The following is a 20,260-nucleotide window of genomic DNA, read 5'->3' as shown; positions in this document are numbered from 1 at the left end:
TCTCGCCATGTCGCTTGTGGTCGCATGCCTGCTTTTGGCCAATGCAAAGTCGACGCGGCAGCACTGTCGCAATCACTCGGCCGAACTTCGCCTTGACGAAAACGCCGGCGCGGACAACAAACCCATCCATGCTGAATCAGACCAAACCGGATCCTGTTCGCTCGCCGCTGCTGGAAGCGGCCAAGCCGCGAGGTATCCGCCATGGCTATTTCACCCGTATCGGCGGCGTCTCCGGCGGCATCTATCAGGGACTTAACATCGGCACCGGCTCGGATGACGATCAGATGCTGGTCGCCGAGAACCGCCGCCGCGTCGCTGCCTGGATGGGTGTGCCGGCCAGCCATCTCCTGACCGCGCATCAGGTCCACTCGCCCGATGTCGTTATTGCCAGGGAACCCTTTCCCGGCCCGCGGCCCAAGGCCGACGCCATCGTCACCGACCGGCCGGGCATCGCCATCGGCGCCTCGACGGCCGATTGCGGCCCGGTGCTGTTCGCCGATGCGCAAGCGCGCATCATTGGCGCTGCACACGCCGGCTGGAAGGGTGCTTTCACCGGTGTGCTTGAAAACACCATTGCCGCGATGGAAAGCCTCGGCGCCCGCCGTGAGCGCATCATTGCGGTTCTCGGTCCTTCGATCGGCCCCGACAATTACGAGGTCGGGCCGGAATTCGTCGCCCGTTTCGTCGAAGCCGATGCCGAAAACATCGGCTATTTCGCGCCTTCGGCCAATCCGGCGCATGCAATGTTCGATCTCAACCTCTATACGGTCGACCGGCTGAAGAAGGCTGGCGTGACCGCCGAGGGGCTTGGCCGCTGCACCTATGCCGAGGAGGATCTCTTCTTTTCCTACCGGCGCGCGACGCATCGCAAGGAACCGGACTACGGTCGGCAGGTTTCGGCAATTGTTTTGGAGAACGGATAATGGCGCTGCATTTCGAACGGTCGGAATTTGACGCCCGGCGTGACCGGTTGATGATCGAGATGACGGAAAAGAAGCTCGATGCTGTACTGCTTTTCGCCCAGGAGAGCATGTACTGGCTAACCGGCTACGACACGTTCGGCTTCTGTTTCTTCCAGTGCCTGGTTGTGAAGGCTGACGGCTCGATGGTGCTGCTCACCCGCTCGGCCGATTTGCGCCAGGCGCGCCACACCTCGATCATCGGCAACATCGTGCTGTGGACCGACCGCGACGGCGCCAACCCGGCGATCGACCTGCGCAACCTGCTCAACGACCTCAATCTCCTCGGCGCCCGCATCGGCGTCGAATACGACACCCATGGCCTGACCGCCTTCAACGGCCGCCGCGTCGACGAGCAGCTGCAGACCTTCGGCCAGATCGCCGACGCCTCCGGTATTGTCGGCCGTCTGCGCCTGTTCAAGAGCCCGGCTGAAATCGCCAAGGCCGAAAAGGCCGCCAACCTTTCCGACGACGCGCTCGACGCAGCCCTGCCGCTGATCAAGCAGGGCGGCGACGAAGCGCTGGTCCTTGCCGCCATGCAGGGCGCGGTGTTTGCCGGCGGCGGCGACTATCCGGCCAATGAATTCATCATCGGCTCGGGCATCGACGCGCTGCTCTGCCGCTACAAGGCCGGGCGCCGCAAGCTGACCAAGAACGATCAGCTGACGCTCGAATGGGCCGGCGTGTTCCATCACTATCACGCGCCGATGATGCGCACCGTGCTGACCGGCAAGGCGTCGAAGCGCCATCAGGAGCTGTTCGACGCCGCCCGCGCGGCTCTTCTGGCGGTCGAGAAGGCGATGACGCCCGGCAACACCTTCGGCGACGTCTTCGACGCGCATGCCCGCACGCTGGAGGCGCACAGCCTGACCAAGCATCGGTTGAACGCCTGCGGCTATTCCGTCGGCGCCCGCTTCACCCCGTCCTGGATGGATATGCCGATGTTCTACCAGGGCAATCCCGAGCCGATCGCGCCCAACATGACATTGTTCGCGCACATGATCATCATGGACTCCGAAACCGAGACGGCGATGACGCTTGGCCGCACCTACCTGACCACCGAATCCCAGCCGAAGCCGCTTTCGCGCCATGATCTCGACTTGATCGTACAGTGAATCCATAATGGTTGGTCCACGCGGGGGCGTTCGCGACTAAGGAGTTTTCGGGCAGATGAGACGATCGCATGTGACGACCGTGTCATTGCTCGCAGCGCTTGTGCTGGCCGCTTGCACCAATGCCAAGGACGTCCTTGAGCCGTCCGCCATCACGCCGCCGGCAGCCTCGGCCCAACCGGCTCAGCCCTTGGCTGCCCCGGGCATCGCGCCCGCCGCCACACCAGCGCCGGCCGTCGGCGCCACGACACCCGCCAACCCCGCGCAGAGCGCCGCCGCTTTGTCGAAGACCCGGCTGCAGATCGCGCCGATCGTCGGCGCCTCCGTGGAAGCGGCAACGCCGCTGACGGCCGAACTGCAGACACGCGCCAAGCAGCGCGGCATCACCCTTGCCGGCAGCGCCGACCAGGCCGCCACCCATGTGCTGAAGGGCTACTTCTCGACCATGACGGAAGGCAAGGATACCACCGTTATCTATGTCTGGGACGTCTATGACCCCGCTGGCAACCGGCTACACCGCATCAATGGCCAGCAGAAGGCGCCCTCGGTCAATGCCGCCGAAGGCTGGCCCGCGGTTGCACCCGCTACCATGCAGGCGATCGCCGACCAGACGATCGACCAGTTCGCGGCCTGGCTCGGCGGCAGCGCCGGCTGATCCGCCTGTTACCGGCTTCCGTTCACTGTTGACGTTTTTGAGATTAGCCGGCGGATTCCCGTCAACGAGGCTTGCAATACCGGCACGGCTCGCTACAAGCCCGATTAAGAGGACCTCCCCATCCTTCGCCAGGAACGGTGCATGAAGCTTTTCGCGGGCAATTCCAACCGGGTGCTGGCCGAAGCGGTCGCCCGCTATCTCAATGTCCCGCTGGGCAAGGCCAGCGTCAGACGCTTCGCCGATCAGGAAATCTTCGTCGAAATCCAGGAAAACGTGCGCGGCGAGGATGTCTTCATCCTGCAGTCGACCTCGTTCCCGACCAACGATCATCTGATGGAACTGCTCATCATGATCGATGCCTTCATGCGCTCCTCGGCCAAGCGCATCACCGCGGTCATCCCCTATTTCGGTTACGCCAGGCAGGATCGCCGGGCCTCGGGCCGCACACCGATCTCGGCCAAGCTGGTCGCCAACATGATCACCCGCGCTGGCGTCGACCGCGTTTTGACGCTCGACCTCCATGCCGGCCAGATCCAGGGTTTTTTCGACATTCCGACCGACAATCTGTTCTCGGTGCCGGTGATGGCCCGCGACGTGAAGGCAAAATACAAACAGCTTGCCAATGTCGTCGTCGTCTCGCCCGATATTGGCGGCGTGGTGCGCGCCCGCGCGCTCGCCAAACGCTTCGACGCACAACTGGCCATCGTCGACAAGCGCCGCGAACGTCCCGGTGAATCCGAAGTGATGAACATCATCGGCGCGGTCGCCGGCAAGGATTGCCTGCTGATCGACGACATCGTCGATTCCGGCGGCACGCTGTGCAACGCCGCCGATGCGCTGCTCGCCAACGGCGCTACCAGCGTCACCGCCTATATCACCCACGGCGTGCTGTCGGGCGGTGCGGTCGCCCGGATCAGCGGCTCGAAGCTGCAGGAACTGGTGATCACCGATTCCATCCAGCCGACGCAAGGCGTGCTCGACGCCCCGAATATCCGCGTCATCTCCATCGCCGACCTGATGGGCGAGGCGATTTCGCGCACAGCGACCGAAGAGTCCGTGTCGAGCCTGTTCGATTAATCCATGTTGCCCAAAAGCGTGCCCACGGGCCTGGCTCGGGGTAATCTCCTTTTTGGAATCTGCCCCAAACCGTCGTGAAAGGAGCCAGCTGATGCGCAATCGAATCAAGGCTGCAGGCATCGCAGGAATGCTTCTCGCAATCGGCATCGCCAGCGCGGCCTATGCGCCGAGAATCGCTCCGGTTTCGACCGCGCAGGCGCAAACGGAATATCTTCCCACCGAAAAGGATTTCATCGGCAAATGGAGCATCGCAGGGTCCGCAATCCGGCCACCGCGTGATCTGAAAGAGCCGGCGAAGCCCGACCAGGAAGCGTCTGCGACCGAATTTCAGCAGACTGTGACCGCCTTTTATGGCGCCTTCGGCTATCTGGAGATCACGGCGGACGGCCGCTACAATTTTCACCAACCGGGTGACCCGGCATCGGGGCCTTGCGTCTGGTGCGGGACATGGTCGTTCAAGAACGATTCCCTGTGGCTCGAACTGGACACGGCGCCCAGGCTCGACATCTACGCCGAGGGCGGCGACATGCAGATGACCTACACGGCCGAGCCTGAAGAGACGTCACGATACAAATGGCTTGTTTTCAGCTGGACCAAGGCTGATTGAACTGAGGGGTGAGGCGTTCTCGCGCACGCCAACCGAAGCATCGGTGTCAAGCCCGATCTCCTGAGGCGGGCAGTCAGTCCATGGTTGCATTGTGCGAGGAGTTCACCATGGCCATACTGCCCCTCCAATCAACGGAGGAGTAGCAGATGCGGCGTAGGACTTTGCTCGGGCTCGCGGTTTCCATCGCAGCCACCCTTTCAGCACCGGCGGCCTGGGCCGCCGATTTTCCGGACCGGACCATCACCATGGTTGTCCCCTTTTCCGCCGGTGGCTCGACGGATCTGGTCGCGCGCCTGGTCGCCAACAAGATGTCCGAAAAGCTGGGCCAGCAGATTGTCGTCGAAAATGTCGGCGGCGCCGGGGGCAGCATCGGCGCTGCCCAGGTCGCCCGAGCCGAACCGGACGGCTACACGATCCTGATGGGCACGGTCGCAACCCACGCGCTCAACCCGCTGATCCTGAAGACAAAGCCCTACGATGCGGAGAAGGATTTTGCGCCGATATCGTTGCTCGTGCTGGTGCCAAACGTCCTGGTCGTGAACCCTGAATTCCCCGCCAAGGACGTCAAGGAACTGATCGAGATGCTGAAGAAGGACCCGGACAAATATGCCTACGCCTCATCAGGCAATGGCACCCCGCTGCATCTCTCCGGCGAGCTTTTCAAGACGATGGCCGGCGTCAGTATGCAGCACATTCCCTACAAGGGCGCCGGACCGGCCTTGAACGACGTTATCGGCAATCAGGTGCCGATGATGTTCGACAACCTCCCCTCTTCATCGGGCCATATCAAGAGCGGGACGCTGAGAGCGCTTGGCGTCACCACCAAGGAGCGCGTTCCCTCCTTCCCCGACATACCGGCCATTGCCGAAACCATTCCCGGCTATGAAACCTACAGCTGGAACGCTCTGTTCGCGCCCGCAGGCACGCCGCCGGAGGTCGTCGCCGTTCTTCAGAAGGCGGCAGTTGAAGCCCTGAAAGACCCTGATGTGATCGCCCGCATGGCCCAGTTCAGCGCCTCGATAGTGGCCTCCACCCCGGAAGAGCTTGGAGCGCATGTGAAGGCCGAACTCGCCAAATGGGAACCGATCGTCAAGGCCAGCGGCGTTCAGCTGGACTAGGGCCTACGACAAAGTGCTGCGGGCTTTTTCCTGGCGCTACGGCGCCGGGGCCTCAAGTCGAGGCTGAGCCCGCCGCATGCCTTCGTCGCGGGCGCCGCGCATATAGCCGCGCGGCGAGGCCCCGAGCATGCGCTTGAACATGGTTATGAATGCCGGCACGCTGTCATAACCGAGGTCGAGCGCCACCCTGGTGATCGGCTCGCCATCGGCGAGCCTGGGAAGTGCCGCAAACAGGCAGGCCTGCTGGCGCCAAGTCGACAAGGACAGTCCGGTCTGGCGCTGGAAGGCGCGGGTGAAGGAGCGCCGGCTCATGCCTGCGGCATCCGCCCACTCGTCGATCGTGGCGTGCGGCGAAGGTGCCGCGACAAAGCGTCGGCAGAGCGCCGCCAGCTTCGGGTCGGACGGGAACGGCAGGCCGAGCGGCCGTTCCGGCAAGGTCGGGATCTCGTGCAGCAAGAGGTTCATGATCAACCCGCCGCGGCCTTCCAGTTCGCCACCTTGCGGCAGCTTTTCCGATTCTACGATCAGGCTGTGCATCAGCTCGGTGACGCCGACGACACGCAAGCCTTCCGGCAGGCCGGGGATAGCGCCCGGCATGACATAGACCGAGCGCATCGAGACGTCGCCCAGCATTTCGACAGAATGCTCGGTGCCGGCCGGTATCCACATTGCGTGGTCGGGCGGCACCATCCAGCGCCCGTACCTGGTCGTCACCAGCACGACACCGACCAGCGCATGCAGCAGTTGGCTGCGGCTGTGGCGGTGTTGCGGCACGAGGTAACCGTCCGGATATTCGGTCGGCAAAGCCACCGCCGGCCCGGAAACCTCCTCCAGCCACTGCCAGCGGCTTTCGTGCAATCGGCCGAGATCGGCATTGCCGGCGCGGAAGATGTCCCTGCCATGTGGCATCGGCTATGGCCCACTTGCGAAACTATTGGACCAAACCACGAAAGAAGTCGCCTCGCAAGCGGCTTATAAGGCAGCCATCCCCAAGGCGCTCCGCAGGGGCGTCGCCCAAGCGCTTCAGACGAGCGTCCTTAAGGCGGTCCGCGGGAGCGGCCGCCAAGCCTGCCCGCGGGCAAACACCCGCCAAAAAGACCTCGGAGCCTGCCTTGACCGATACGACAGCCACCAGCATTGCACCGCAGCCAAGCGCCAGCCTCCCTTCAGCCCAGGCGACCGCCTTCACCGTCATTCTGGCGGTGAGCTTTTGCCACGGCATCAACGACATCATGCAATCGCTGCTGCCGGCGATCTATCCGCTGCTGAAAGAGAATTACGGTCTCGATTTCTGGCAGATCGGTCTTCTGACCTTCACCTTCCAGGTCACGGCGTCGCTGCTGCAGCCGGTCATCGGCATGATCACCGACAAGCGGCCAATGCCCTATTCGCTGCCCTACGGCATGGCGTCCTCGCTGATTGGCCTGATCGTTCTGGCCTATGCCGGCCACTATGCGCTGCTTCTGGTCGGCGCCTCGCTGATCGGAATCGGCTCGGCGATCTTCCATCCGGAATCCTCGCGCATTGCCCGCTTTGCCTCCGGCGGCCGCTTTGGCCTGGCGCAATCTTTGTTCCAGGTCGGCGGCAATTTCGGCCAGTCGATGGGGCCGCTGCTCGCTGCCTTCATCGTTGTGCCCTTCGGCCAGACCAGCATTTCATGGTTCGCCGTCGGGTCTCTGATCGGCATCATCGTTTTGTCGCGGGTCGGCGGCTGGTACAGCCGGATGCGCGCCGCGCAGGGCAATCGCAAGGCGGCAAGCTTCGTCTCCCCCTTCCCGCGCAAGAAGGTGATGGGAGCGCTGGCGGTGCTGACGCTGCTGGTGCTGACCAAGAACGCCTACATCGCCTCGCTCTCCAGCTACTACACCTTTTATTCCATCCATAAGTTCGGCGTGTCGGTGCAGATGAGCCAGGTCATGCTGTTCCTGTTCCTCGGCGCCTCGGCGCTGGGCATCCTGCTCGGCGGACCGTTCGGCGACCGCTACGGCCAGAAGGCGATGATCTGGTTCTCGATCGTCGGCGTGCTGCCGTTCACGCTGGCGCTGCCCTACGCCAATTTCGAATGGACGATGGTGCTGACGGTGCTGATCGGCCTGATCCTGTCCTCGGCCTTCTCCAACATCGTCGTGTTTGCGCAGGAGTTGGTGCCGGGACGTGTCGGCACCATCGCCGGGATCTTCTTCGGCTTCGCCTTCGGCATGGGCGGCATTGCAGCCGCCGTGCTCGGCGTCGTCGCCGACATGAAGGGCATCGATTTCGTCTTCCAGATCTGCTCGTATCTGCCGCTGCTCGGCCTGCTGACGGTGTTCCTGCCCAACATGAAGGAAGCCAGGAAGGCGCAAGCGGCGGCCAGATAAAACCGGTCGATTTTGCGGATTTGACGCAGGGCGCGGCATTGCTGCGCCCTCTGTGATTCTTTCACCATGCGCTGGTTGAAAAGCCTGCTAGAGATAGTCATCAACGAAGGCTTGGGGCCTTCGACGTCTCTGGGGGATGACATGCGCAAGATCGTATTGGCCGTATTGGGTGTGCTTCTTGTTACCTTGCCGGCGACGGCACGCATCGTTCCCTTTCCGCCGGGTTTCAAGACGCAGTCCGTCGAAACCAACGGCACCAAACTCTATGTGCGCGTTGGCGGCAAGGGTCCCGCCGTCGTGCTGCTGCACGGCTTTGCCGATACCGGAGACATGTGGGGCGCCGCGGCCATCGCCCTCGCAAAGGACCACACCGTCATCGTGCCGGACCTGCGCGGCATGGGTCTGTCGGCCCACCCGGAAGCGGGCTACGCCAAGAAGAACCAGGCCGTCGACATCGCCGGCGTGTTGGATGCCCTGAAGATCGACAAGGCAGATCTCGTCACCCACGACATCGGCAACATGGTCGGCTATGCGCTCGCCGCTCAGTATCCCAAGCGCATCACCAAATGGGTTATCATCGACGCGCCGCTGCCCGGCATAGGCGACTGGGAAAAGATCAAGCAAAGCCCGCTGCTTTGGCACTTCAACTTCCGCGGCCCTGATATGGAGCGGCTGGTCGCGGGGCGCGAGCGCATCTATCTCGACCGCTTCTACAACGAGCTGTCGGCTGACCCCAAGAAGATCGACGAGGCGACGCGCAGGCACTACGCCAAACTCTATGCCCGCCCGCATGCGATGCATGACGCTTTCGAGCAGTTCAAGGCGTTTGACCAGGACGCGATCGACAACCAGGCGATGCTTGCCGCCGGCGGCAAACTGACCATGCCGCTACTGGCTGTCGGCGGTGAAAAATCCGCTGGCACTACGCAGGCCGATCTCCTGCGGCTTGTTGCGACCGATGTAACGGGCGGCATCGTGCCCGCTTCCGGACACTGGATCATGGAGGAAAACCCCGACGACACCGTCAAACTGATCACTGGTTTTCTCGATAAATAGGCACTGTCCCGCTGACATTTCGACGAAAGCAAATGCACCCGCCTGACGGCGGCTGCATTTGCCTATCCGCCTGGACGATTCTAGGCCTTGAAGAACGCCAGCAGGTCGGCATTGATGACATCGGCATGGGTCGTCGCCATGCCGTGCGGGAAGCCCTTGTAGACCTTGAGCTCGCCCTTTTTGAGCAGCTTGACAGCCAGCAGCGCGGAGTCGGCGATCGGAACGATCTGGTCGTCGTCGCCATGCATCACCAGCACCGGCACCTCGATGGCCTTCAGATCGTCGGTGAAGTCGGTTTCCGAGAACGCCTTGATGCAATCATAATGCGCCTTGGTGCCGCCCATCATGCCCTGGCGCCACCAATTCTCGACGACAGCCTGCGACACCTGGGCGCCGGGGCGATTGAAGCCGTAGAACGGGCCGGCCGCGACGTCGTGGAAAAACTGGGCGCGGTTGGCTGCCTGGGCGGAGCGGAAACCGTCGAACACCTCGATCGGCAGGCCGCCGGGATTGGACGCCGTCTTCAGCATGATCGGCGGCACCGCGCCGAGCAATGCGGCCTTGGCGACACGGCCGCCGGAGCCGTACTTCGCGACATAACGGGCCACTTCGCCGCCACCGGTGGAATGGCCGACATGGATGGCGTTCTTGAGGTCGAGATGCGCTGCAAGCTCCGCGACATCGGCGGCGTAGGTGTCCATCTCGTTGCCGGTATCGGTCTGGGTCGAGCGGCCATGGCCGCGCCGGTCATGGGCAATGACGCGGTAGCCCTTGGACAGGAAGAACAGCATCTGGGCGTCCCAGTCGTCGCTGCTCAGCGGCCAGCCGTGATGGAAGACGATGGGTTGTCCCGTTCCCCAATCCTTGTAGAAAATTTCGGTGCCATCCTTGGTGGTGATCGTGCTGCTGCCGGGCTTGGTCATCTCGCTCTCCATTGATTGCTTCCGCGATAATCAATATCGCGATAACCATACGACTAGCGCAGGTCCAAATCCTTGTCTACAGAAAATATGTATCGCGATATCATTTTTCGTGGTACATATTGATGTGCTCAGTCGGCTAAAGGAATGCCTCGTGCCTCTCCCGTTGGACAACCAGCTCTGCTTCACGCTTTACGCCACCAGCATAGCAATCAATCGCACCTACAAGCCCATGCTGGACGAGATGGGCATCACTTATCCGCAATATCTCGTGCTGAACGCACTTGCCGAAGCCCGCGGGATGTCGGTCGGCTCGATTGCGCACAGGCTCGCTTTGGAATCGAGCACCATCACGCCGCTGGTGAAGCGCATGGAACAGGCCGGTCTCGTCACCCGCCAGCGCAGCCAGACGGACGAGCGCCAAGTGCAGGTCGACCTGACGCCTGCCGGCCGCGCGCTGCTCGTCCAGTGCAACTGCCTCAACGAAACCCTGATCGAACGCTCGGGCATGACGATGGCTGATCTCGATGCCTTGAATCGGCGGATCCAAGCGCTGCGCGAAGCGTTGAGCAGCAAGCCGGACTAGCTGCCCTACAAACACGCCAGGCTTAATCCTTGCCGGCCAGCCAGCGCACGACGTTGCCCATCAGCTTGCCGTAGAGCGGCCATCCCAAAAAGTCCTGCGACAGCCAGTGTGGGCCGATGTCGGTCGCCCACGCGACGGTGCGGCCACGGCCATGCTCACGAACCGCAAGCAGCGGCCAGTCCGTGCCGCGATAATGGCAGGTCGCCAGAAGCTGGGACGAGCCGTCGCGCCTAAAATCGAGTTTGTTCATGCCGAGGATCGGCGGCAACGGACCCGCGACACCGGCAAGGATCGGATGCGACGCCTGAAGGATCGACGGCTGCAGGCCTTGCGGCACTTCCAGCCCGTCCGAGAATGGCAGGCAGCGCACGGGCAGCACGTCCTCGACCGGGGTGTCGTGGAAACGCGCCGTGCCGAACATGCCTTGGAACCCCATATAGCCGCCGGCCAGCATCAGCCCGCCGCCGCCTTCGACATAGGCCTTGAGGACGTCGAGGCGGTTGACGCCGATGCGCCCGGCGCGGGCCTCCGGCGTGACCAGCAAGGTCAGCGCGCCGACATCGGAGATCACCACCGCCTGGTATTCGGCCAGCGCGTCGAGGTCATACGGAAATTCGGCCGCGCAGCGATCGCCACCGATCTGCGTCACCGCTATGCCCTCTGCGGCAAGTGCGGCATTGAAGGCCGTCGCGCCGTTTACCCACGTCGCACTCGTCAGCACATCGCCGCCGGCGGCGACCGAGGTCGTCGCCGCGAAGGTCTCGCCTGCCAGCAAGAGTTTCATCGTCGCCCTCACGCTTTTCGACTGACAATTGAACGAGCGGGCGCCGGCTTGAACCGGCGCCCGCCGGGCCTTGGGAGGCTTAGAACTTAAACTCGGCCAGATTTTCCGGCGTCACGATCTTGGCCGGGCCAAGGATCAGTTCGCCGCTGGCCCCGATCGTGTATTCGCCGAGCCTGCCCGCCGTGAACTTCTCACCTTCCTTGCCGGTGATCTTGCACTGCGCCAGCGCCTGGGCCGCCTGATAGGTCAGGTAGCCGAGATCGGTGACATTCCACCAGATATCCTGGGCAGCGCCATCCTTGATGTATTTCGAAATCAAAGTGGCCGGCGCAAGGCCGGTCAGCTTGACCTTGCCGATCATGCCGGCTTCCTCGAGTGCGCGCGCGGCCGCCGGAAGGCCAATGCCTGCCGGCACGATGATCACCTTGAGATCCGGAAACGCCTGCACCAGCGCCAAGGCCTGCTGCTGGTTGACCTGCTCGCTCTCCTCGCCATAGGCGACCTGCACCAGTTTCATCTTGGCGTATTTCGGCTCTGCCGCCATCTTCGCCTTCATGAAGTCGATCCAGGCGTTCTGGTTGGTCGCCGTCGGCGTCGACGACAGGATGGCGAACTCGCCTTCGCCGCCGCTGAGGTTGAATGCGCTTTCCAGCATCATTTCGGCCAGACTGTCGCCCTTCACCTGGTTCACGAACACCGCGCGCGCATCGGCCGCGACGTCGGAATCGTACGAGATCACCCGGACGCCTTGCTGAACGGCGCGCTTCAGCGCAGGCGCAACCGCATTGGCGTCGTTGCCGGCGATAGCGATGACCCCGACCTTCTGCGACACAAGGCTGTTGATGAATTCGATCTGTGCCTCGGCCGTCGCTTGCGAAGGGGCAACCTGGGTGGCGGTGCCGCCAATTTCCTTCGCCGCCTCTTCGGCGCCGCCGAAAGCCACCTTGAAGTAGGGATCGGTGTCGAGCTTGGGCAGGAAGCCGACGGTCACCGGTTCCTTGGCGCATTCCTGGCTGTAGGCCAGCGAGGCCGGCGCAAGCAGAACCGCGGATGCGAGCAGGGCTATTCTAAACGCTTTCATTGTGTCTCCTCCGTCAGAATTCGGGCTTGAAGAAAGGGGCCCGAGATCACCCCTTGGTTTCGCGCAGGACGCGCGATCTTGACAGCCGCTCCTCCAGGGAGCGCCAGTAATTGCCGACCAGCAGCGAGCCGATCAGGAGCAGGCCGATGATCATGCCTTGGGCGTCGCCGCCGATCTGGTTGAGCGCCAGCACATTGCGGATGATGGCGATCAACAGCAGCGCCAGCATGACCCCCGTGAGCCGCCCCTTACCACCGAAGACGCTGACGCCGCCGAGCAGCACGATGGTGATGACGTCGAGTTCCATGCCGAGCGCATTGTTAGCGCGGGCGTTGGAAAGGCGCGCGGTGTAGACGATGCCGGCGATGGCCGCGACGAGGCCCGAAACGACGAAAAGCTTCAGCACCATTTGGCGCGTGCCGATGCCGGAATAGCGCGCCACTTCGGGGCTGCCGCCAAGCGCATAGATGCGCTTGCCGGTCGGCGTCTTCTGCAGCACCACCGCGAAGATCGGCGCCAGCAGCAGGAACGGCACGATGGTCCACGGGATTTGTGTGCCCGGCAGATTGCTGATGCCGAAATCGACAACCGCCGGCGGCAATATGTTGACCGAACCGGTGCCGAGCAGGATGTAGCCAATGCCCCGATACAGCGCCATGGTGCCGAGCGTCACCACCAGCGACTGCAACCCGAGGCCCGACACCAGATAGCCGTTGAAGGCGCCGAGCAGGCCGCCGAAGACGAGCGTCAGCGGAATGGCGGCCAGCGTCGGCACGCCGGCCTGGACAAGCAGGCCAAAAATCACGGATGTCAACGCCAGCACCGAGGCGATCGACAGGTCGATCTCGCGGGTGATGATGAGCAGCGTCATCGGCAGGATCAGCAACGCCTTTTCCGAGGCGCTCGCCCCCAGCTGAGAAAGGTTAAAGCCGGAAACGAAATTCGGCACGAAGGCCGCCGCATAGATAAAGACGGCGAGGCAGGCGGTCGCCAGCAGCAGATCCCAGAAGTCGATCGAGCGGATAAACTTTCTCATCTCGCCCTCGCCTGTCTTGCCTGTTCGGCACGCCGCACGATGAAGGTGTCGATGCCGATGGCAACCAGGATCACCAGGCCATAGACGCCCTGCAGCCAGAGCGGGTCGACACGCACCAGCGTCAGCCCGTTCTTGATGACCAAGAGAGTGAGCGCGCCAAGGATGATGCCGAGCAGCGTGCCCGAGCCGCCGCGGATGGCGACGCCGCCGACCACTGCAGAGGCGATCACCGTGAGTTCGAAGCCGAGCGCGACGCGGGCATCGATGGTGGCATAGCGCGATGCCCACAGCGCCCCGCACAGACCGCCGAGCAGGCCGGCCATGCCGAAGGCCAGCAGGATGCGCCGGTCGACCGGGATGCCGATCAGCCGTGCGCCGTCGGGATTGGAGCCGGTGGCAAACAGCTCGCGTCCGGTTGCGGTGCGATAGAGCAGCACATAGCCGGCGCACAGGATGACAATAGCGATGATGACGATCAGCGGCACGCCTGCGATCTTCAGCCCGGTCATGTCGAGCCAGGCTTGCGTGACTTCGTCGGCGCTGACCTGGTCGCCCGCCGCCCAGATCGAGTTGAAACCGCGGAAGATCGACATCGAAGCCAGCGTAACGACGATGGCCGGGATCTTTCCCCTGGTAACGACAAGGCCGTTGAGCAGTCCGGCAAAGCCGCCGACCGCGCAGGCGGTGATCAGGCCGATGCCGATGTCCAATCCGGGATAGGCCTGAACCATGCTGGCCGCCATATAGGCGGAGAGGCCGATCACAGCTGCGATCGACAGGTCGATGTTGCGGGTGATCAGCACCAGCATCTGCGCCAGTGCGGCGACAATCAGCAAGGCCGCGTCCATCGACACAGCGGTGAGGTTCGCCGCGCTCACCATGCGCGGGTTGATGATGGTGACCGGAATGGCGACGGCGAGCATCGCCGCAAGCAGGCCGAATTCCCGCCGCCTCAGAAAATCGAACGGTCCTTTTGCCTTTTCCTCCTCGGCGGCGCGTTCTATCTGCGCTGCCTGGCCGGCACGTTCATCGGTCCTGGTCGCCGCTTCCAGTACCTTTTCCTGCGTGGCTTGCCCGCGCGAAAACTCAGCAGTCTGGCGGCCTTCGCGCAGCACGATAATGCGGTCGCACATGCCGATCAGCTCGGGCATCTCTGACGAGATCAGCAGGATCGCCATGCCTTGCGCGGCAAGGTCAGCGATCATTGCATGCACTTCCGCCTTGGTACCGACATCGATGCCTTGCGTCGGCTCGTCGAGGATGAGCACGCGCGGCTCGGTGCGCAGCCATTTGGCCAGCACCACCTTCTGCTGGTTGCCGCCGGATAACTCTTTCACCGGCTGCCCGTAGCCGGAAAAGCGCAGCTTCATCCGCTTCAGCCAGTCCGCCACCAGACCGATGGCGCGGTCGGTGCCGTAGAGACCGCGTTGTGCGGCCTTGTCGAGAACAGGTAGCACCGCATTGTCGAGGATGGAGAAATCCATCACCAGGCTCTGGCCCATGCGATCTTCCGACACATAGGCGATGCGCGCATCCATGGCGTCGCGCGCCGAGGCGAACTGCACGGGCTTGCCGTCGATCAGGATTTCGCCGGCGTCGGGCCGGTCGATACCGAACAGCACGCGCGCAATCTCGGTGCGTCCGCTGCCGACCAGGCCGCCAAGCCCCAGCACCTCGCCGGCGTGAAGCTTGAGGTCGATACCGGCAAACCCGCCGGCGCGCGAAAGTCCCTTCGCCTCCAGCACCAGCGCGCCTGAGGCATGGCGCCGTTCGGGATAGAGGTCGGTGACTTCACGCCCGACCATCATGCTGATGGCGGCAGCGCGGCCAAGCTCGGCCTTCGGCTTGACGCCGATCAGGCGCCCGTCACGCAGCACGGCGATGCGGTCGGCGATGCGGAAGATTTCATCCATGCGGTGGCCGACGAACATCATCGCCACGCCATGCAGCCTGAGATCGGCAACGACGGAAAACAGCCGCTCGACCTCGCGCTGTGACAGCGCCGCCGTGGGCTCGTCCATGATCAGCACGCGGGCATCCAGCGACAGCGCGCGGGCGATCTCGACCAGTTGTTGTTCAGAGGTACGCAGTGTTCCCAGCCGCGTTGCCGCCGGCACGTCGAGCCCGACGGTAGCCAGCACCTTGCGGGCGCCGGCCAGCATGGCGGCATTGTCGATGCCGCCAAAGCGGTCGCGCGGCATGTGGCCGAGATAGATGTTCTCCGCCACCGACAGATCGGGAAACAGGCCAGGATGCTGGTGCATGACCGCAATGCCGGCCGCCTGCGCGTCATGCGGCGAATGGAAGACGGCTGATTTGCCGTCAACCTCGACATGACCGCTGGTGGGAGAATGCACACCGGCGAGAAGCTTCACGCAGGTGCTCTTGCCGGCGCCGTTTTCGCCAAGCAGCGCCAGCACCTCGCCGGAGCGCAATTCGAAGGAGGCGTCCTTGAGCGCAATCGTGCCGCCGAAAGCCTTCGTCGCCTGAACCAGGGCAACAGGAACAGCCCGCACCACCGCAGCGTCGGCTTCGCTTTGTGTGCCCGAGTGCAGCACGTCTCCTCCCTGACCGTTATTTTTTCAATTTGCTATATTAAATAGTGCAAAGGCGCAACGGCAAAATTGACTTCCATGGTTCCGTCGCGCACTGTCGCCGCCAACATAGGCACCGCAGGGTGCGCTCGGCCGCAGGTGGTTTGCGGGCTTCGCGCCGGGAACGGGACATTTGGGGAGTGCGGGTTTTGTCAGGGAAAGGCAGCAATTCTGTCAAAGTTCGGCACTATAATGAGCGTTTCGTGCTCGACGCCATCCGTCGCCTCAAGGAAGCCTCCAAGTCCGATCTGGCGCGCGCGGCAAGCCTGACGCCGGCGGCCGTCGCTGCCATCGTCGACGGCCTGGAATCTTCCGGATTCGTAAAGCAAGTGGGAAAAAGGTTCGGGCAGCGCGGTTCGCCCTCCACGCTGTACCGGCTGACGCCGGAGCGCATCTACAGCGTCGGCATCAAGATCGGCCGGCGTGCGCTTGAAGCCGTTCTGGTCGACTTCGCCGGTGAAATCCGCGCAAGAGAGTCGCACGAATACCGCTTCCCCGATCCTGATTTGGTGCTGAAGGCCGGCAACATGGCGCTGGCCACCTTCGAAAAGCTGGTGGATGGGCTTGGCGATGCCAGCATCGTCGGCGTCGGCATTGCCTCACCCTATTTCCTCGGCGGCTGGAGCGAGGAACTCGGCTTTCCCGACGATCTCGGCAGCCGCTGGGAGGCGATCGACCTGACGACATGCTTTGCCACGCCGGCGAAGACGCCGGTGTTCGTGGAAAACGACGCCACGTCGGCGGCGCTGGCCGAACTTGTTCAGGGCGCTGGCGCCCGCTTTCGCGATTTCATGCACATCTCGATCGACACTTTTGTCGGCGGCGGCCTTGTGCAAGGCGGCAGGGTCCATACCGGGCCGCATGGCAACAGCGCTGCCCTCGGACCCTTGCCGGTCTCGCCCTCAAGCCTCGATTCGGTGGCGGCGAAGCCTGCGCGCTACCAGAGCCTGCTGCATCGCGCCTCGATCTATGTGCTGGTCAATCACCTGAGGTCGCGCGGCGTGGTGATCAATCGTGTGCGGGAACTCGATCCGTTGCCACCCGAAGCGCGCGTGCCGCTGTTCGAATGGATCGACGATTGTGCGAGCGCGCTGGTCGAGGCGATCATCGCCATCACCTCCATCATCGACATCGAGGCCATCGTTCTCGACTCGATCCTGCCCAGGCCGATCCATCTCGAACTGCTGGCAAGGGTGCAGACCCAGTTCAACCAGGCCAGCGCAATCGGCATCGTGGCGCCGGAGATCGTGTCGGGGCAATTCGGCCCTGAGGCCTCCTCGATCGGCGCTGCCATGCTTCCGTTCTCGGCGCTGCTGGCGCCCGACAGCGGCGTGCTGATGATCGGCAAGGACCGGACGAAACTGCTGAGCGCGCTGTCCACGCTGGGTGGCGCCAAGGGAAACGGATCAAATCCGCCCGCCGACCTGCCGGCCTGAGCGCAATGCGGCGCCCAACGCAGGATCGGCCGCCCTTGCCCGCCATGGCTTGCACCCTTTCCCGCCTTCCGCTATAGAGCCGCCACCCGCGTAGACACCCTTGGAGGCAACGCGGCGGAAGGCTGCCTTCCCTTGTGATCCCGAACAAAGCTCCGCGTATGCGGTTTCTGGCATTCGGACATCCAGGCCTGGCGGCTTTCGACGTTTACGGTCCAGGCACACTGCCACCGCAAACGCTCCATAAAACGCGAAAGGAAATGCCATGAGCCACGATACTTACGAGCTCAAGGCCGAAGCGCGCGAACAGGTCGGTAAGGGGTCCGCCCGTGCAGTTCGCCGCAACGGTAAAGTGCCTGCAGTTATCTACGGCGACAGACAGCCTCCCCTGGCGATTGCGCTGAACTACAAGGACGTCTTCTACAAAATCCATGGCGGCGGGTTTTTGACCACGATCGCCACGATCGACGTCGACGGCAAGAAAATCCAGGTTCTGCCCAAGGATTTCCAGCTCGACCCGGTCAAGGATTTCCCGGTCCATGTCGACTTCCTGCGCATCGGCAAGGACACCGAGGTCAACGTCGACGTGCCCGTGCACTTCATCAATGAAGACAAGTCGCCCGGCATCAAGCGCGGCGGCGTGCTCAACATCGTGCGTCACGAAGTCGAGTTCCACTGCCCGGCCAATGCGATCCCGGAATTCATCACCGTCGATCTCACCGGCGCCGACATTGGCGATTCGATCCACATCTCGGCGGTTACCTTGCCGGCCGGCGTCAAGCCGGTGATCTCCGATCGCGACTTCACCATCGCGACAATTGCCGGCTCCTCGGCGATGAAGCCGGAGACGGAAGAGACGGCGGAAGCGGCAGCCCCCGAAGCGGCGGCTCCTGCTGCCGAAGAGAAGTAATTTTCGGGCCCGGAGTTCACGATGCTTGTCTTTGCAGGCCTCGGCAATCCGGGCGCGAAATACGCTGATAACCGGCACAATGTCGGCTTCATGGCGGCGGACGCAATTGCCCGCCGCCATTCGTTTTCGCCCTGGTCGAAGAAGTTCCAGGGCCTGATCGCCGAAGGCACGATTGCCGGCGAAAAGATTCTCCTGATCAAACCGCAGACCTTCATGAACCTGTCGGGACAGCCGATCGGCGAAGCCTTGCGCTTCTACAAGCTCGGCCCCGAGGCGCTGACCGTCTTCTACGACGAGATCGACCTGCCGGCCGGCAAATTGCGGGTCAAGGTCGGCGGCGGCGCCGGCGGCCACAACGGCATCCGCTCGCTCGACCAGCATGTCGGCAAGAATTTTCGCCGCGTGCGCATCGGCGTCGGACACCCCGGCGTCCGGGAAATGGTGCATGGCCATGTTCTCGGCGACTTCGCCAAGGCCGATCGCGAGTGGCTGGACGTGCTGCTCGACACCATCGCCGACGATGCCGGGCTGCTGGCCAAGGGCGACGACAGTTCCTTCATGAACCGCATTACTCTGGCCTGGCGTGACAAGCTGGTGCCGACCAGCGACGACGACCGGCCGCCGCCCAAGGCGCCGAAGGCTGAAGGTCCAAAGGCTCAAAGTCACATCCGCCAGGCACGGCCACAGCAGGCGGCGGCCAAGCTGCCGGAAAGCGGCCCTATGGCCGCCATGCTGAAGAAACTGTTCGGCAAGAAGGACTGAGCGTCGATAGGATCGGGACCGCGGGGCTTGACGTTGCTCACCCCTATCGCCCATAGCCCTCATCAAATTTCTAGTTTCCCGATAGGACCGGACACATGGGTTTCAAATGCGGCATCGTTGGCTTGCCCAACGTCGGCAAGTCGACGCTTTTCAACGCGTTGACCAGGACGGCGGCGGCGCAGGCCGCCAACTATCCGTTCTGCACCATCGAACCGAACACCGGCGAGGTGGCGGTGCCCGATCCGCGGCTGCAGAAGATCGCCGCGATCGCCAAGTCGAAAGAGATCATCCCGACCCGCATCTCCTTCGTCGACATTGCCGGCCTGGTGCGCGGCGCCTCCAAGGGCGAAGGGCTGGGCAACCAGTTCCTCGCCAACATCCGTGAGGTCGACGCCATCGTGCATGTGCTGCGCTGTTTCGAGGATGACGACATCACCCATGTCGAGGGCAAGATCGACCCTGTCGCCGACGCCGATACGGTCGAGACCGAGCTGATGCTCGCCGACCTCGACAGCCTCGAGCGCCGCATCGTGCAGATCCGCAAGCGCGCCGGCAGCAAGGACAAGGAAGCAACCACCGTGCTGCCGATGATGGAGGCAGCACTCGAGCTCCTCCAGGCCGGCAAGCCGACCCGCATCCTGCTCAAGGGCATTTCAGCGGAAGACCTGCGCATCCTGCAGGGACTGAACCTCTTGACCTCGCACCCCGTGCTCTATGTATGCAACGTCGCCGAAGCCGACGCCGCCACCGGCAACGAGCACACCAGGGCCGTGGAAAAGATGGCGACCGCGCAGGGCGCCGGCACCGTGGTGATCTCAGCCGCGATCGAGGCCGAAGTCGCCCAGCTCTCCGACGAGGAAGAGATGGAGTTCCTGTCCTCGCTCGGCCTCGACGAACCTGGCCTCAACAAGGTCATCCGCGCCGGCTACGATCTGTTGCATCTCATCACCTATTTCACCGCCGGGCCGAAGGAAACGCGCGCCTGGACGATCCACAAGGGCGACAAGGCCCCGCAGGCGGCCGGCGTCATCCACACCGATTTCGAGCGCGGCTTCATCCGCGCCCAGACCATCGCCTATAACGACTACGTCACACTGGGCGGCGAAGTGGCGGCCAAGGAAGCCGGCAAGGCGCGCGACGAAGGCAAGGAGTATGTCGTCCAGGACGGCGATGTTCTGCTGTTCAAGTTCAACACCTGATTTCTTGTAGCACG

The 20,260-nt window shown here is 63.2% G+C and carries 19 protein-coding genes; 13 read left to right on the top strand and 6 right to left on the bottom strand.

Annotated features, from left to right (window positions below; translation table 11 throughout):
• Positions 1-128 precede the first annotated feature (128 nt).
• The 6 genes from pgeF (at position 129) to NLY33_RS13050 (ending at position 5,528) form a co-directional block, all read left to right on the top strand.
• The gene (pgeF, locus tag NLY33_RS13075; RefSeq protein ID WP_023705898.1) at positions 129-923 is read left to right on the top strand and encodes a peptidoglycan editing factor PgeF; all 795 of its coding nucleotides are present in this window, start codon (positions 129-131) and stop codon (positions 921-923) included.
• Complete coding sequence (locus tag NLY33_RS13070) at positions 923-2,074, top strand: M24 family metallopeptidase (RefSeq protein WP_023705899.1); 1,152 nt, start codon at positions 923-925, stop codon at positions 2,072-2,074. Before pgeF ends, NLY33_RS13070 begins: the two co-directional genes overlap by 1 nt.
• 55 nt (positions 2,075-2,129) lie before the next feature.
• Entirely contained in the window at positions 2,130-2,726 is a 597-nt protein-coding gene (locus NLY33_RS13065) for a hypothetical protein (RefSeq protein ID WP_023686118.1), read from the top strand.
• 141 nt (positions 2,727-2,867) lie between these two features.
• A complete protein-coding gene (locus tag NLY33_RS13060) occupies positions 2,868-3,803 on the top strand; it encodes a ribose-phosphate pyrophosphokinase (RefSeq protein ID WP_023686119.1) in 936 nt (311 codons plus the stop codon).
• Between the two features lie 91 nt (positions 3,804-3,894).
• Positions 3,895-4,410, top strand: a complete 516-nt coding sequence (locus tag NLY33_RS13055) for a hypothetical protein (RefSeq protein ID WP_023705900.1) — start codon at positions 3,895-3,897, stop codon at positions 4,408-4,410.
• A 146-nt stretch (positions 4,411-4,556) separates the two neighbouring features.
• A complete protein-coding gene (locus NLY33_RS13050; RefSeq protein WP_023691573.1) occupies positions 4,557-5,528 on the top strand; it encodes a Bug family tripartite tricarboxylate transporter substrate binding protein in 972 nt (323 codons plus the stop codon).
• Positions 5,529-5,564: 36 nt separating this feature from the next.
• Here the strand turns inward: NLY33_RS13050 and NLY33_RS13045 are convergent, their stop codons facing one another.
• On the bottom strand, positions 5,565-6,437 hold the full coding sequence (locus NLY33_RS13045; protein WP_023686122.1) for an AraC family transcriptional regulator: 873 nt from the start codon (positions 6,435-6,437) through the stop codon (positions 5,565-5,567).
• Positions 6,438-6,640: 203 nt separating this feature from the next.
• On the opposite strand from NLY33_RS13045, the gene NLY33_RS13040 reads away from it, so the two are divergent.
• Together NLY33_RS13040 and NLY33_RS13035 are read left to right on the top strand one after the other, a co-directional pair.
• Entirely contained in the window at positions 6,641-7,885 is a 1,245-nt protein-coding gene (locus NLY33_RS13040; RefSeq protein ID WP_023670046.1) for an MFS transporter, read from the top strand.
• Between the two features lie 141 nt (positions 7,886-8,026).
• Positions 8,027-8,941, top strand: coding sequence for an alpha/beta fold hydrolase (locus NLY33_RS13035; RefSeq protein WP_023705901.1), 915 nt, complete (start codon positions 8,027-8,029; stop codon positions 8,939-8,941).
• 80 nt (positions 8,942-9,021) lie between these two features.
• Here the strand turns inward: NLY33_RS13035 and NLY33_RS13030 are convergent, their stop codons facing one another.
• Complete coding sequence (locus tag NLY33_RS13030; RefSeq protein WP_155929564.1) at positions 9,022-9,864, bottom strand: alpha/beta fold hydrolase; 843 nt, start codon at positions 9,862-9,864, stop codon at positions 9,022-9,024.
• A 151-nt stretch (positions 9,865-10,015) separates the two neighbouring features.
• On the opposite strand from NLY33_RS13030, the gene NLY33_RS13025 reads away from it, so the two are divergent.
• Positions 10,016-10,447 carry a MarR family winged helix-turn-helix transcriptional regulator gene (locus tag NLY33_RS13025; protein WP_023705903.1) on the top strand — a complete coding sequence of 144 codons (432 nt, stop codon included), beginning with the start codon at positions 10,016-10,018 and terminating at the stop codon, positions 10,445-10,447.
• A gap of 22 nt (positions 10,448-10,469) precedes the next feature.
• Here NLY33_RS13025 and NLY33_RS13020 read toward each other — a convergent pair whose 3' ends face one another.
• From NLY33_RS13020 to NLY33_RS13005, 4 genes are all read right to left on the bottom strand, one after another.
• Positions 10,470-11,231: a glutamine amidotransferase gene (locus tag NLY33_RS13020; RefSeq protein WP_023695801.1), complete on the bottom strand. Its 762-nt coding sequence runs from the start codon at positions 11,229-11,231 to the stop codon at positions 10,470-10,472.
• A gap of 79 nt (positions 11,232-11,310) precedes the next feature.
• Entirely contained in the window at positions 11,311-12,312 is a 1,002-nt protein-coding gene (locus NLY33_RS13015; protein WP_023701576.1) for a rhamnose ABC transporter substrate-binding protein, read from the bottom strand.
• Positions 12,313-12,358: 46 nt separating this feature from the next.
• A complete protein-coding gene (locus tag NLY33_RS13010; RefSeq protein ID WP_023705905.1) occupies positions 12,359-13,348 on the bottom strand; it encodes an ABC transporter permease in 990 nt (329 codons plus the stop codon).
• Positions 13,345-15,906 carry an ATP-binding cassette domain-containing protein gene (locus tag NLY33_RS13005; RefSeq protein ID WP_023705906.1) on the bottom strand — a complete coding sequence of 854 codons (2,562 nt, stop codon included), beginning with the start codon at positions 15,904-15,906 and terminating at the stop codon, positions 13,345-13,347. Before NLY33_RS13005 ends, NLY33_RS13010 begins: the two co-directional genes overlap by 4 nt.
• 239 nt (positions 15,907-16,145) lie before the next feature.
• Here NLY33_RS13005 and NLY33_RS13000 point away from each other — a divergent pair, with 239 nt between their 5' ends.
• From NLY33_RS13000 to ychF, 4 genes are all read left to right on the top strand, one after another.
• Entirely contained in the window at positions 16,146-17,378 is a 1,233-nt protein-coding gene (locus tag NLY33_RS13000; protein WP_245260953.1) for an ROK family transcriptional regulator, read from the top strand.
• A 262-nt stretch (positions 17,379-17,640) separates the two neighbouring features.
• A complete protein-coding gene (locus NLY33_RS12995) occupies positions 17,641-18,285 on the top strand; it encodes a 50S ribosomal protein L25/general stress protein Ctc (protein WP_023686131.1) in 645 nt (214 codons plus the stop codon).
• A gap of 21 nt (positions 18,286-18,306) precedes the next feature.
• Entirely contained in the window at positions 18,307-19,047 is a 741-nt protein-coding gene (gene pth / locus NLY33_RS12990; RefSeq protein ID WP_023705908.1) for an aminoacyl-tRNA hydrolase, read from the top strand.
• A 95-nt stretch (positions 19,048-19,142) separates the two neighbouring features.
• Positions 19,143-20,246, top strand: coding sequence for a redox-regulated ATPase YchF (ychF, locus tag NLY33_RS12985; RefSeq protein ID WP_023683702.1), 1,104 nt, complete (start codon positions 19,143-19,145; stop codon positions 20,244-20,246).
• Positions 20,247-20,260: the final 14 nt, after the last annotated feature.

The sequence above is a fragment of the Mesorhizobium sp. C432A genome (assembly GCF_030323145.1).
Taxonomy (GTDB): domain Bacteria; phylum Pseudomonadota; class Alphaproteobacteria; order Rhizobiales; family Rhizobiaceae; genus Mesorhizobium.
This window is presented reverse-complemented; position numbering and strand designations above follow the sequence as displayed.

What these genes read in the sequence shown, in the direction of transcription:
- pgeF (WP_023705898.1), top strand. Translation starts at nt 129, where the DNA reads ATGCTGAATCAGACCAAACCGGATCCTGTTCGCTCGCCGCTGCTGGAA.
- NLY33_RS13070 (WP_023705899.1), top strand. Translation starts at nt 923, where the DNA reads ATGGCGCTGCATTTCGAACGGTCGGAATTTGACGCCCGGCGTGACCGG.
- NLY33_RS13065 (WP_023686118.1), top strand. Translation starts at nt 2,130, where the DNA reads ATGAGACGATCGCATGTGACGACCGTGTCATTGCTCGCAGCGCTTGTG.
- NLY33_RS13060 (WP_023686119.1), top strand. Translation starts at nt 2,868, where the DNA reads ATGAAGCTTTTCGCGGGCAATTCCAACCGGGTGCTGGCCGAAGCGGTC.
- NLY33_RS13055 (WP_023705900.1), top strand. Translation starts at nt 3,895, where the DNA reads ATGCGCAATCGAATCAAGGCTGCAGGCATCGCAGGAATGCTTCTCGCA.
- NLY33_RS13050 (WP_023691573.1), top strand. Translation starts at nt 4,557, where the DNA reads ATGCGGCGTAGGACTTTGCTCGGGCTCGCGGTTTCCATCGCAGCCACC.
- NLY33_RS13045 (WP_023686122.1), bottom strand. Translation starts at nt 6,437, where the DNA reads ATGCCACATGGCAGGGACATCTTCCGCGCCGGCAATGCCGATCTCGGC.
- NLY33_RS13035 (WP_023705901.1), top strand. Translation starts at nt 8,027, where the DNA reads ATGCGCAAGATCGTATTGGCCGTATTGGGTGTGCTTCTTGTTACCTTG.
- NLY33_RS13030 (WP_155929564.1), bottom strand. Translation starts at nt 9,864, where the DNA reads ATGACCAAGCCCGGCAGCAGCACGATCACCACCAAGGATGGCACCGAA.
- NLY33_RS13020 (WP_023695801.1), bottom strand. Translation starts at nt 11,231, where the DNA reads ATGAAACTCTTGCTGGCAGGCGAGACCTTCGCGGCGACGACCTCGGTC.
- NLY33_RS13015 (WP_023701576.1), bottom strand. Translation starts at nt 12,312, where the DNA reads ATGAAAGCGTTTAGAATAGCCCTGCTCGCATCCGCGGTTCTGCTTGCG.
- NLY33_RS13010 (WP_023705905.1), bottom strand. Translation starts at nt 13,348, where the DNA reads ATGAGAAAGTTTATCCGCTCGATCGACTTCTGGGATCTGCTGCTGGCG.
- NLY33_RS12995 (WP_023686131.1), top strand. Translation starts at nt 17,641, where the DNA reads ATGAGCCACGATACTTACGAGCTCAAGGCCGAAGCGCGCGAACAGGTC.
- pth (WP_023705908.1), top strand. Translation starts at nt 18,307, where the DNA reads ATGCTTGTCTTTGCAGGCCTCGGCAATCCGGGCGCGAAATACGCTGAT.
- ychF (WP_023683702.1), top strand. Translation starts at nt 19,143, where the DNA reads ATGGGTTTCAAATGCGGCATCGTTGGCTTGCCCAACGTCGGCAAGTCG.